Origin of the sequence: Pseudomonas taiwanensis DSM 21245, from assembly GCF_000425785.1 — a bacterium.
GTDB lineage: Bacteria > Pseudomonadota > Gammaproteobacteria > Pseudomonadales > Pseudomonadaceae > Aquipseudomonas > Aquipseudomonas taiwanensis.
In genome coordinates, this window is the sequence record NZ_AUEC01000040.1 from 1 (window position 1) to 12,506 (window position 12,506).

Annotated in this window: 11 protein-coding genes and 1 rRNA gene; 10 read left to right on the forward strand and 2 right to left on the reverse strand. The window is 61.6% G+C overall.

Translation table 11 applies throughout. The features are described from left to right. Positions 1-167: 167 nt before the first annotated feature. The 4 genes from rrf to H620_RS0117270 all read left to right on the forward strand — a co-directional run bounded on the left by rrf (position 168) and on the right by H620_RS0117270 (position 3,994). Positions 168-283 (forward strand): 5S ribosomal RNA (gene rrf, locus H620_RS0117255). Positions 284-431: 148 nt separating this feature from the next. After that, positions 432-1,091 (forward strand): paraquat-inducible protein A, encoded by a 660-nt coding sequence (locus H620_RS0117260; protein ID WP_027907754.1) that lies wholly within the window; start codon positions 432-434, stop codon positions 1,089-1,091. After that, positions 1,078-1,701, forward strand: coding sequence for a paraquat-inducible protein A (locus H620_RS0117265; protein ID WP_023382473.1), 624 nt, complete (start codon positions 1,078-1,080; stop codon positions 1,699-1,701). Before H620_RS0117260 ends, H620_RS0117265 begins: the two co-directional genes overlap by 14 nt. Continuing rightward, on the forward strand, positions 1,694-3,994 hold the full coding sequence (locus tag H620_RS0117270; RefSeq protein WP_023382472.1) for a PqiB family protein: 2,301 nt from the start codon (positions 1,694-1,696) through the stop codon (positions 3,992-3,994). The genes H620_RS0117265 and H620_RS0117270 overlap by 8 nt, the downstream gene beginning before the upstream one ends. A gap of 126 nt (positions 3,995-4,120) precedes the next feature. Here the strand turns inward: H620_RS0117270 and rpsT are convergent, their stop codons facing one another. Beyond that, a complete protein-coding gene (rpsT, locus tag H620_RS0117275) occupies positions 4,121-4,399 on the reverse strand; it encodes a 30S ribosomal protein S20 (RefSeq protein WP_023382471.1) in 279 nt (92 codons plus the stop codon). A 250-nt stretch (positions 4,400-4,649) separates the two neighbouring features. On the opposite strand from rpsT, the gene murJ reads away from it, so the two are divergent. The 6 genes from murJ to ispH all read left to right on the forward strand — a co-directional run bounded on the left by murJ (position 4,650) and on the right by ispH (position 11,985). Beyond that, complete coding sequence (murJ, locus tag H620_RS0117280) at positions 4,650-6,188, forward strand: murein biosynthesis integral membrane protein MurJ (RefSeq protein ID WP_023382470.1); 1,539 nt, start codon at positions 4,650-4,652, stop codon at positions 6,186-6,188. A gap of 118 nt (positions 6,189-6,306) precedes the next feature. After that, positions 6,307-7,257, forward strand: a complete 951-nt coding sequence (ribF, locus tag H620_RS0117285) for a bifunctional riboflavin kinase/FAD synthetase (RefSeq protein ID WP_023382469.1) — start codon at positions 6,307-6,309, stop codon at positions 7,255-7,257. Next, entirely contained in the window at positions 7,254-10,085 is a 2,832-nt protein-coding gene (gene ileS, locus H620_RS0117290) for an isoleucine--tRNA ligase (RefSeq protein ID WP_023382468.1), read from the forward strand. Before ribF ends, ileS begins: the two co-directional genes overlap by 4 nt. After that, positions 10,078-10,593, forward strand: a complete 516-nt coding sequence (lspA, locus tag H620_RS0117295; RefSeq protein WP_023382467.1) for a signal peptidase II — start codon at positions 10,078-10,080, stop codon at positions 10,591-10,593. The genes ileS and lspA overlap by 8 nt, the downstream gene beginning before the upstream one ends. Beyond that, the gene (fkpB, locus tag H620_RS0117300; RefSeq protein WP_023382466.1) at positions 10,586-11,023 is read left to right on the forward strand and encodes an FKBP-type peptidyl-prolyl cis-trans isomerase; all 438 of its coding nucleotides are present in this window, start codon (positions 10,586-10,588) and stop codon (positions 11,021-11,023) included. Before lspA ends, fkpB begins: the two co-directional genes overlap by 8 nt. Positions 11,024-11,037: 14 nt before the next feature. Continuing rightward, positions 11,038-11,985: a 4-hydroxy-3-methylbut-2-enyl diphosphate reductase gene (gene ispH / locus H620_RS0117305; RefSeq protein WP_023382465.1), complete on the forward strand. Its 948-nt coding sequence runs from the start codon at positions 11,038-11,040 to the stop codon at positions 11,983-11,985. Here the strand turns inward: ispH and H620_RS0117310 are convergent, their stop codons facing one another. Further along, on the reverse strand, positions 11,986-12,477 hold the full coding sequence (locus tag H620_RS0117310; protein WP_027907755.1) for a GspH/FimT family pseudopilin: 492 nt from the start codon (positions 12,475-12,477) through the stop codon (positions 11,986-11,988). It lies immediately after the preceding gene. Positions 12,478-12,506 lie beyond the last annotated feature (29 nt).

The window sequence follows — 12,506 nt, forward strand, 5'->3', positions numbered from 1 at the left end:
AGCTAACCAATACTAATTGCCCGTGAGGCTTGACCATATAACACCCAAGCAATTTGCTGACGCAGATTGCGGTGGTGAAGACGAAACGACCGAAAGTTCGCAAGACCACAAATTCACATATCCGAATTGGCCAAGAGTGTTTACACGACATTCTGGCAACAGAATTTCTTGACGACCATAGAGCATTGGAACCACCTGATCCCATCCCGAACTCAGCAGTGAAACGATGCATCGCCGATGGTAGTGTGGGGTTTCCCCATGTGAGAGTAGGTCATCGTCAAGATTCATTTCGCAAAACCCCTATCTGCGCGAGCAGGTAGGGGTTTTGTCTTTCTGGCGCAGTCGCGCACGCGTGTCCCCCGCATTAGTCGCCTCCCACATTTGCAGCCAGATCACTAGAATAGAGCCGACGTACCCATTCAGAGCTCTGTATGCCCAACCCTTTAGAACCTGAAGCGCTAGATCGACTCCCCCTTAAAGAGCTCGTCGCCTGTCATGAATGCGACCTGTTGATGCGCAAGCCGGTACTGCAGCGAGACGAAAAGGCTCAGTGCCCGCGCTGTGGATATGAGCTGTACGCTCACCGTCATAACGTGGTCAACCGCAGCCTGGCCCTGGTGCTGACAGCTTTGTTGCTCTACGTGCCCGCCAACTTCCTGCCGATCATGCAGTTGCACCTGCTTGGGCAGACCTCCGATGACACCGTCTGGACAGGTGTGGTGGGTCTGTACAATTCGCAAATGCGGGGTGTGGCAGTGGTGGTCTTCCTCTGCAGCATGGCCATCCCTGCGGTGAAATTACTGTGTCAGTTGCTGGTGCTGTTGAGCATTCGCCTCGACGTAGGGCGCAGCTACGGTTTGCTGTTCTATCGCATTTATCATCATTTGCGAGATTGGGGCATGCTCGAGGTCTATTTCATGGGCGTGCTGGTGGCGATCGTCAAGCTCGTCGACCTGGCCGAGCTTACCGTAGGGCTTGGCCTGTTCTGCTTTATCAGTCTTTTGCTGATACAGGTCTGGCTCGAAGTGGTGATGTCTCCACACCAGATCTGGAGCGCACTTTCCGGGGAGGATCTCCATGCGGGCGATTGATGCAGGCATCCTGGTCTGTAATGAATGCCATGAGTTGAACCGCCAGGAGGCCGACAGTACTTCGCAGACCTGCACGCGGTGTGGTGCGGTCGTGCATGCGCGTCGGCCAAACAGTATCGTGCGCACTTGGGCGCTGCTGATCACTGCGTCGATCCTCTACATTCCGGCGAACATGCTGCCGATCATGACCGTCAGCACGCTTGGGCAGGGTAGCCCCGACACCATCATGTCCGGTGTTATTACCCTGCTGCAGCACGGCATGCTGCCAATTGCCGCCGTGGTGTTCATTGCCAGCATTTTGGTACCCACCTTCAAGTTGGTGGGTATCGGCCTGCTGCTGTACTCGGTGCAGCGTCACCAGCCCTTGTCAGCGCGACAAAGGATCCTGATGTACCGCTTCATCGAATTCATTGGGCGCTGGTCCATGCTCGATATCTTCGTCATTGCCATATTAGTGGCCGTGGTGAATTTCGGGCGTATCGCCAGTGTCGAAGCCAACTTGGGCGCCGTTGCATTTGCCAGTGTGGTGATCCTGACGATGCTCGCAGCTTTAACTTTTGATCCCCGACTGATCTGGGATAACACGGAGTCGGATGACGACCATGAGTGACGTGCCTACGGCTAGAACCCGACCAGCTTCGAACTGGTCGGCTATCTGGATTTTGCCGCTGATCGCCTTGCTGATCGGTGGCTGGTTGGCTTGGCAGGCCTATCGCGATGCGGGTGTTGAAATCGAAGTTCGATTCGAGAGCGGGGAAGGAATCGTCGCCAACAAGACCGAAGTCATCTACAAGGGCATGCCCGTCGGCAAGGTGAAGAGCCTGGTGCTCGATGCCAAGGGCGAGAACCAAGGTGTCATCGCCACCATTGAGATGAACAAGGCCGCCCAGCCTCATCTGAATAAAGGCACGCGCTTCTGGCTGGTCAAGCCCAGTGTCAGCCTGGCAGGTATTTCCGGCCTTGAGACACTGGTGTCCGGTAACTACATCGCGGTGAGCCCAGGCGAGGGTGAGCGCACCAAGCGCTTCACTGCGCTGAAAGTGGCGCCGCCGCTGTCGGACTCCGAGCCAGGCCTGCACCTTACCCTCAAAGCCGAACGGCTGGGTTCGCTCAACCGTGACAGCCCCGTGTTCTATAAGCAGATCCAGGTGGGTCGGGTAAAGAGCTACCGCTTGTCCGAGGATCAGGAAACCGTCGAGATCAAAGTGTTCATCGAACCGGCTTATGCCAGCCTGGTGCGAAAGCACACGCGGTTCTGGAATGCCAGTGGCATCAGCATCGACGCTGACCTGTCTGGCGTGAAGGTGCGCAGCGAGTCGCTGTCCAGTATCGTGGCCGGGGGGATTGCCTTCGCCACACCGGAATACCGCAAGGACAGCCCGCCCACCGATCCGAGCCTGCCATTCCGTCTGTACGAGGACTTCGATGCAGCCCAGGCGGGAATACGGATCAAGGTCAAGCTCACCGACTATGAAGGCTTGCAGGCCGGGCGCACGCCCGTGATGTACAAGGGGATCCAGGTCGGTTCGCTCAAGGCCCTGAAGATGGAAGACAACCTGGGCAGTGCCACGGCCGAACTGACACTCGACCCGCTGGCCGAGGACTACCTGGTAGAAGGCACGCAGTTTTGGGTGGTCAAGCCGTCGATCTCCCTGGCCGGCATCACCGGCCTGGAAGCATTGGTCAAAGGTAACTACATCGCGATTCGTCCGGGCGAGAAGGGGGCCAAGCCTCTGCGCGAGTTCGAGGCCAGGCCCAAGGCGCCACCGCTCGACCTGAAATCCCCAGGCCTGCACATGGTGCTGTTCGCCGATACCTTGGGATCGCTCGAAATCGGCAGCCCGGTGATGTACCGCCAGGTCAAGGTCGGTAGCGTGCAGAGCTACCAGTTTGCCCGTAACAGCAATCGCATCCTGATTGGCGTGCATATCGAGCAGGAGTACCAGAACCTGGTAAACGGCTCGTCCCGATTCTGGAACGTCAGCGGTATCACGCTGACCGGAGGGCTGTCGGGCATCAAGATCAAGAGCGAGTCACTGCAGACGCTGATGGCCGGCGGTATCGCATTCGACACACCGGTTGCGAACGTGGCGCTCAAACGCCGGATTCCACGTTTCCGCCTGCATGAGAGCCAGGAGGCAGTGAATCGTGCCGGCACCTTGGTGACCATCCGTGTCACCCGGGCCGATGGCTTGAAGCCTGGTACCGCGATTCGCTTCCGTGGCCTGGATGTGGGCAGTGTCGAGAGTGTCGACCTGACTGCTGACCTGCAAGCAGTGCTGCTGCGTGCGCGCATTACCGAAGCAGCCGACCGCATTGCCCGTGTCGGTACTCAGTTCTGGGTGGTCAAGCCTTCACTTGGTCTCGTACGCACCGAGAACCTGGATACCCTGGTAGGTGGGCAATACCTGGAAGTGCTGCCGGCAGCCAAGGACAAGGGGCCGCAGCGTGACTTCATTGCACTGGCCGATGCCCCGGCGTTCACGGAGCCGGAAGTCGGCTTGCCCCTGACCCTGAGCGCGCCCCGCCGTGGGTCTATCAAGCCGGGCGTACCTGTCACCTACCGTGAAGTGGCGGTAGGCAAGGTCACCGGCTTCGAGCTTGGGCAGAATGCCGACCGGGTGCTGATCCATATCCTGATCGAGCCTCGCTACGCCGCCTTGGTACGCAGTGGCAGCCGATTCTGGAACAGCAGCGGCTTTGGCTTCGATTGGGGTCTGTTCAAAGGCGCCACGGTGCGGACCGAATCGGTGGAGACGCTGATCGATGGCGGTATCGCCTTTGCGACACCGGATGGCGAACAGATGGGCACCCCAGCCCGGCCTCAGCAGACCTTTGCCTTGTTCGACAAGGCCGAGGATGAATGGCTGCAATGGGCGCCCAAGATCCAGATTGCCAAGTAAGGGGCATTTCTCAGGCGGGGCCGCGTGCGGCCCCCACTGATTGCCAGCGAACCGGCGATTGCGGAAGCACAAATCGCAGGCAATAAAAAACCGACCCTAGGGTCGGTTTTTCGACAAGCGCGTCGCTTAGGCAGCTGCAGCTTCTTTCAGCGCCTTGATGTGGCCATTCAGACGGCCTTTGTGGCGAGCAGCCTTGTTCTTGTGGATGATGCCCTTGTCGGCCATACGGTCGATTACAGGCACAGCCAGGATGTAGGCGGCTTGCGCTTTTTCGGCGTCTTTTGCGTCGATGGCTTTGACTACATTCTTGATGTAGGTGCGGACCATGGAACGCAGGCTGGCGTTGTGGCTGCGACGCTTCTCAGCCTGTTTTGCACGTTTCTTGGCGGAAGGTGTGTTGGCCACCGTCGAGCTCCTCGAAAGACTTTAGGTAAATAGCAAACAAAATAGGCCGCGAATCATGCCGATCAGTCGAGCGGATGTCAAGGCCACCTGCAGGGTTCCGCCGAGCGGTGCGCCAACAAGAGGGAAATATTCCTTTCTGCTGCGCGACCTGTAAACTCGGGAATTTTTGGCTCCCATGCGAAGGCGCGGGAGTATCGCACATTCGGACGCTGTCTGGCAGCGTCCTCTGCCCTTGGCGTGAAACTTTTCGATGAACCTGCTCAAATCCCTCGCCGCTGTCAGCTCCATCACCATGATTTCCAGGGTACTGGGCTTCGTTCGTGACACCATCCTGGCGCGTGTGTTTGGCGCTGGTATCGCCACCGACGCCTTCTTCATCGCCTTCAAGCTGCCCAACCTGCTGCGACGCATTTTCGCCGAGGGCGCATTCTCGCAAGCCTTCGTGCCGATCCTGGCCGAGTACAAGACTCAACAGGGCGAGGAGGCGACCCGCACCTTCATCGCCTATGTCAGTGGCCTGCTGACCCTGGCCTTGGCGCTGGTCACCGCCGTCGGCATCCTCGCCGCGCCCTGGGTGGTGTGGGCAACCGCGCCCGGGTTCGTCGACAGCCCCGAGAAGTACCAGCTGACCACCGACCTGCTGCGCGTGACCTTTCCTTATATACTGTTGATCTCGTTGTCGTCCCTGGCCGGCGCGATCCTCAATACCTGGAACCGTTTCTCCGTCCCGGCGTTCACCCCGACCTTGCTGAACGTGGCGATGATCGCCTTCGCGTTGCTGCTGACGCCGTATTTCGACCCGCCCATCATGGCGCTGGCCTGGGGGGTACTGGCCGGCGGCCTGGCGCAACTCGTCTACCAGCTGCCGGCGCTGAAGAAGATCGGCATGCTCGTGCTGCCGCGCCTCAACCTGCGCGACACGGGCGTCTGGCGCGTGCTCAAGCAGATGCTGCCGGCCATCCTGGGGGTGTCGGTCAGCCAGATCTCGCTGATCATCAACACCATCTTCGCGTCCTTCCTGGTGGCCGGCTCGGTGTCGTGGATGTACTACGCCGACCGCCTCATGGAACTGCCGTCAGGCGTGCTGGGCGTCGCGTTGGGCACCATCCTGCTGCCGACCCTGGCCAAGACCTACGCCAACAAGGACCGCGAAGAGTATTCGCGCATTCTCGACTGGGGCCTGCGACTGTGCTTCCTGCTGGTGCTGCCCTGCACCCTGGCCCTGGCGATCCTGGCCGAGCCGCTGACCGTGGCACTGTTCCAGTACGGCAAGTTCAGCGCCTTCGATGCGGCCATGACCCAGCGTGCGCTCATCGCCTATTCCGTGGGCTTGCTGGCGATCATTCTGGTCAAGGTGCTGGCACCTGGCTTCTATGCGCAGCAGAATATCCGGACACCGGTGAAGATCGCCATTTTCACCCTGGTCTGCACCCAGCTGTTCAACCTGGCGCTGATCGGCCCCCTCAAGCATGCCGGCCTGGCCCTGGCCATCAGCCTTGGCGCCTGCCTCAATGCCGGACTGCTGTTCTGGAAGCTGCGCAGCCAGCAATTGTTCCAGCCGCAGCCAGGCTGGGCCATGTTCCTGTTCAAGCTGGTGTTGGCGGTGACGCTGATGTCGGCGGTGTTGCTGGTGGGCATGCATTACCTGCCAGCCTGGGAGCTGGGCGGCATGCTCGAACGTTTCGTACGCCTGGGGGCATTGATCCTGGCGGGGGTGGTGACCTATTTCGGTTGCCTGTACCTGTGTGGTTTCCGGCCCCGGCATTTCGCCCGCAAGGCCCTGCATTGAAGCTGAAGGCGGGTCAGGCGTCGGTTTTTCGCATTCCACGCCACCCCTTGGCGCTGTTGCCTGTCACCAGCGCCCGGGTGTGGTTATAATCGGCCACTTTATGAGCAAGAAGCGCGTTATGCAGCTGGTTCGAGGTCTTCACAACCTGCGCCCCGAGCACCGGGGCTGTGTCGCCACCATTGGCAACTTCGACGGGGTTCACCGTGGCCACCAGGCAATCCTGGCGCGCCTGCGCGAGCGCGGCCAGGCCATGGGCCTGCCCACTTGCGTGGTGGTCTTCGAGCCTCAGCCTCGCGAATACTTCGCCCCGGACACCGCGCCCGCGCGCCTGGCACGCCTGCGCGACAAGGTCGAGCTGCTGGCTGGCGAAGGTATTGACCGCGTTCTATGCCTGTCTTTCAACCAACGTCTGAGCCAGCTCAGCGCCGAGGCCTTCGTCAAGGCGATCCTGGTCGATGGTCTTGGCGTGAAGCATCTGGAAGTGGGCGATGACTTCCGCTTCGGCTGCGACCGCGCCGGCGATTTCGCCTTCCTGGTTGAGGCAGGTCACCGCTACGGCTTCACCGTCGAGGCGGCCAACACCGTGATTCAGGACGGCCTGCGCGTCAGCAGCACCGAGGTGCGCAAGGCGTTGTCCGAGGCCAACTTCGAACTGGCCGAACACCTGCTGGGCCGCCCGTACAGCATCACCGGGCGGGTATTGCATGGCCAGAAGCTGGCGCGCCAGCTTGGCACCCCAACCGCCAACATCCAGCTCAAGCGCCGCCGCGTGCCGCTGTCCGGGGTCTACCTGGCCAGTATCGAGATCGACGGCAAGGCCTGGCCGGGCGTTGGCAACATTGGCGTGCGCCCCACCGTATCCGGTGACGGGCGCCCGCACCTCGAGATTCATCTGCTGGATTATGCCGGCGATCTGTATGGCCGGCGCCTGACGGTGGAATTCCACCACAAGCTGCGTGAAGAGCAGCGTTTCGCCTCCCTGGAGGCGCTGAAGTCGGCGATCGACGCGGACATCGCCGCCGCACGTGCACATTGGCACGCTCAACCGCTAACGAAGAGCCTGAAATGACCGACTACAAAGCCACGCTAAACCTTCCGGACACCGCCTTCCCGATGAAGGCCGGCCTGCCTCAGCGCGAACCGCAGATTCTGCAGCGCTGGGACAGCATTGGCCTGTACCAGAAGCTGCGCGAAATTGGCAAGGACCGTCCGAAGTTCGTCCTGCACGACGGCCCGCCCTATGCCAACGGCAAGATTCACATCGGTCATGCGCTGAACAAGATCCTCAAGGACATGATCGTCCGTTCCAAGACCCTGGCAGGCTTCGATGCGCCATACGTGCCGGGTTGGGACTGCCACGGTCTGCCGATCGAGCACAAGGTCGAGGTCACCCACGGCAAGCACCTGTCGGCCGACCGCACCCGCGAGCTGTGCCGTGAGTACGCCGCCGAGCAGATCGAAGGGCAGAAGACCGAGTTCATCCGCCTTGGCGTGCTGGGTGACTGGGACAACCCCTACAAGACCATGAACTTCGCCAACGAGGCCGGTGAAATCCGCGCCCTGGCCGAAATGGTCAAGCAAGGTTTCGTGTTCAAGGGCCTCAAGCCGGTGAACTGGTGTTTCGATTGCGGTTCTGCACTTGCAGAAGCCGAGGTCGAGTACGCCGACAAGAAGTCCCAGACCATCGATGTGGCCTTCCCGGTTGCCGACGCCGACAAGCTGGCCGCCGCCTTCGGCCTGTCGGCGCTGGCCAAGCCCGCTGCCATCGTGATCTGGACCACCACCCCGTGGACCATCCCTGCCAACCAGGCGCTGAACATCCACCCGGAGTTCAAGTACGCCCTGGTCGATACCGGCGAGCGCCTGCTGGTGCTGGCCGAAGAATTGGTCGAGTCGTGCCTCAAGCGCTACAACCTGGAAGGCACGGTGCTGGCTACCGCCCAGGGTTCGGCCCTGGAACTGATCAACTTCCGTCACCCGTTCTACGACCGCCTGTCGCCGATCTACCTGGCCGACTACGTCGAACTGGGCGCCGGTACCGGTGTGGTTCACTCCTCGCCAGCCTACGGTGAAGACGACTTCGTCACCTGCAAGCGCTACGGCATGGTCAACGACGACATCCTCACACCGGTGCAAAGCAACGGTGTGTATGTCGACTCGCTGGAATTCTTCGGCGGTCAGTTCATCTGGAAGGCCAACCCGGCCATCGTCGAGAAGCTGAGCGAAGTCGGTGCGCTGATGCACACCGAAACCATCAGCCACAGCTACATGCACTGCTGGCGCCACAAGACTCCGCTGATCTACCGCGCCACCGCGCAATGGTTCGTCGGCATGGACAAGCAGCCAACCACAGGCCAGCCGCTGCGCGAGCGCGCGCTCAAGGCCATCGAGGACACCAAGTTCGTCCCGGCCTGGGGCCAGGCGCGCCTGCACGCGATGATCGCCAACCGCCCGGACTGGTGCATCTCGCGTCAGCGCAACTGGGGCGTGCCGATTCCGTTCTTCCTGCACAAGCAGACCGGCGAGCTGCACCCACGTACCGTCGAGCTGATGGAAGAAGTGGCCAAGCGCGTCGAGAAAGAAGGCATCGAGGCGTGGTTCAAGCTGGACGCCGCCGAGCTGCTGGGTGAAGAAGCCGGCCAGTACGACAAGATCGCCGATACCCTGGACGTGTGGTTCGACTCGGGCACCACCCACTGGCACGTGCTGCGTGGCTCCCACGACATCGGTCATTCCACTGGCCCGCGCGCCGACCTGTACCTGGAAGGTTCCGACCAGCACCGGGGCTGGTTCCACTCGTCCTTGCTGACCGGTTGCGCCATCGACAACCACGCGCCGTACCGCGAGCTGCTGACCCACGGCTTCACCGTGGACGAGAACGGCCGCAAGATGTCCAAGTCGCTGGGCAACACCATCGAGCCGGAAAAGGTCAACAACACCCTGGGCGCCGACATCCTGCGCCTGTGGGTAGCCGCCACCGACTACTCCGGTGAAATGGCTGTTTCCGAGCAGATCCTGCAGCGCAGCGCTGATGCCTACCGCCGCATCCGCAACACCGCGCGCTTCCTGCTTTCCAACCTGTCCGGTTTCGACCCGGCCCGCGACCTGCTGGCCCCGGAAGACATGATCGCACTGGACCGTTGGGCGGTTGACCGCACCCTGCTGCTGCAGCGCGAGCTGGAAGAGAACTACAGCGAGTACCGCTTCTGGAACGTCTACTCCAAGGTTCACAACTTCTGCGTCCAGGAGCTGGGTGGTTTCTACCTCGACATCATCAAGGATCGCCAGTACACCACCGGCGCCAACAGTGTCGCCCGTCGTTCCTGCCAGACCGCGCTCTACCATATCAGCGAGGCGCTGGTGCGCTGGATCGCCCCGATCCTGGCCTTCACTGCCGACGAGATCTGGCAGTACCTGCCAGGCGAGCGTAACGAGTCGGTGATGCTCAATGGCTGGTACGAAGGCCTGAGCGAGCTGCCGGAAGGCACCGAGCTGGACCGCGCTTATTGGGATCGCGTCATGGCGGTCAAGGCAGCGGTCAACAAGGAGCTGGAGAACCAGCGTTCGGCCAAGGTCATCGGCGGCAACCTGCAGGCGGAAGTTACCCTGTACGCCGAGGACGCCCTCAGCGCCGACCTGGCCAAGCTGGGCGACGAGCTGCGCTTCGTGCTGATCACCTCGGCGGCCAGCGTCGTGCCGTTCGTCCAGGCACCGGCGGATGCCGTTGCAACCGAAGTCGAAGGCCTCAAGCTGAAAGTGGTCAAGTCCGGTCACGCCAAGTGCGGCCGTTGCTGGCATTTCCGCGCTGACGTCGGCAGCCACCCGGAGCATCCGGAAATCTGCGGCCGTTGCGTCGACAACCTGAGCGGTTCGGGTGAGGTGCGCCACTATGCCTAACCCTGCAGCGGGGCGCTTCGGGCGCCTTGCCTGGCTCTGGCTCAGCCTGGTGGTCCTGGTCCTTGACCAGGTCACCAAGGTGTACTTCGAAGGCAAGTTGAGCCTGTACCAACAGATCGTCGTCATTCCCGACTACTTCAGCTGGACCCTGGCCTACAACACCGGCGCAGCATTCAGCTTCCTGGCGGAAAGTTCGGGCTGGCAGCGCTGGCTGTTCGCCCTCATCGCCGTGGTGGTCAGTGCCGTGCTGGTAGTCTGGCTCAAGCGCCTGGGGCGCAGCGAGACCTGGCTGGCGGTGGCCCTGTCGCTGGTGCTTGGCGGTGCGCTGGGCAACCTGTACGACCGGATCGTGCTCGGCCATGTGGTCGACTTCATCCTGGTGCACTGGCAGAACCGTTACTATTTCCCGGCCTTCAACCTGGCCGACAGCGCCATTACCGTCGGTGCGGTGATGCTGGCGCTGGATATGTTCAAGAGCAAGAAGTCCGAGGAAGCTGTCCATGACTGAAACCCGTATCGGCCAGAACACCGAAGTGACCCTGCACTTCGCGCTGCACCTGGAAAACGGCGACACCGTCGACAGCACCTTCGACAAGGCCCCGGCGACCTTCAAGGTCGGTGATGGCAACCTGCTGCCTGGTTTTGAAAATGCGCTGTTCGGCTTCAAGGCCGGCGACAAGCGCACGGTCGTCGTGGCCCCGGAGAATGCCTTCGGCCAGCCCAACCCGCAGAACGTGCAGGTCATGCCGCGGTCTCAGTTCGAGGGCATGGAGTTGTCCGAAGGGCTGTTGGTCATCTTCAACGACGCCGCCAACACCGAGCTGCCGGGTGTGGTCAAAGCGTTCGATGACGACCAGGTGACCATCGACTTCAATCACCCACTGGCTGGCAAGACCCTTAACTTCGAGGTGGAAATCCTCGAGGTCAAGGCGCTTTGAGCCTGGAGCCGAGCATGCAAATCAAACTCGCCAACCCGCGCGGCTTCTGCGCGGGGGTCGACCGGGCGATCGAGATCGTCAACCGCGCCCTGGAAGTCTTCGGCCCACCGATCTACGTGCGTCACGAAGTGGTGCACAACAAGTTCGTCGTCGAAGACCTGCGCAACCGTGGCGCCGTCTTCGTCGAAGAGCTGGACCAGGTGCCGGATGACGTGATCGTCATTTTCAGCGCCCATGGCGTCTCCCAGGCGGTGCGCCAGGAAGCTGCCGGCCGTGGCCTGAAGGTGTTCGACGCCACCTGCCCGCTGGTGACCAAGGTCCACATCGAGGTGGCCAAGTACAGCCGCGATGGCCGTGAGTGCATCCTCATCGGCCACGCCGGTCACCCGGAAGTCGAAGGCACCATGGGGCAGTACGATCCCAGCAATGGCGGCTCCATCTACCTTGTCGAAGACGAGAACGATGTGGCCAGGCTGCAAGTGCGCAACCCCGATCACCTGGCCTTCGTGACCCAGACGACCCTGTCGATGGACGATACCAGCCGTGTGATCGACGCCCTGCGCGCGCGCTTCCCGAACATTGGCGGCCCGCGCAAGGATGACATCTGCTACGCGACCCAGAACCGCCAGGACGCGGTCAAGCAATTGGCCGACGAGTGTGATGTGGTGCTGGTGGTGGGGAGCCCCAACAGCTCCAACTCCAACCGCCTGCGCGAGTTGGCAGAGCGCATGGGCACACCGGCCTACCTGATCGATGGTGCCGAAGACCTGCAACGTGCCTGGTTCGACGGCATGGCCCGCATCGGCATTACCGCGGGTGCTTCGGCGCCGGAGGTGCTGGTGCGTGGCGTGATCGAGCAGCTCAGGTCCTGGGGCGCGACCGGTGCCGAAGAGCTCGATGGACGCGAAGAGAACATCACCTTCTCGATGCCCAAGGAGCTGCGGGTTCGCTCGCTGATCTGATCAGCTGGCCTGGCAAGCGGGTCGGTCGGGTTCGTCTGTCGTCAGCCTGACCCGACCGCTCGGTGCCACGATGACCCGATAGGGTGTGCTTTCGGCAACCCGTCTGCACACCTCCAGCGTTATCCCTTGCAGACTGGCATTGCGCCCCTGCGCGATGCCGATCTCGCTGAATACCACCTCTCTGCTCGTACTCGCCACGACCCGCAGCGGTCGCGCCAGGCGATGTTCCCGCAGCACTTGTTCGTTGTCAGCGAGCACGATTCGCCAACCTGTCCCCCAGTCACTGTCCAACGGTTGAATCGCCACCGCACGGCTTTGCAGAAGCGCATGGCTGCGAGCGCTACGCAAGCCTTGCAAGAGGTCCCGTGCGGCTGCCGAGCGATGCAGGTCATCGGTCATGTTGATGTAGGCAGGCATGCCCAGTTGCGTAAGCACCGCCGCGAGCGCCAACGCGAACATCATTTGTATCAGTGTTGCCCCTTGTTGCCGCACCGTGCATTCCTCCCCCGGAAGTGCTTCGC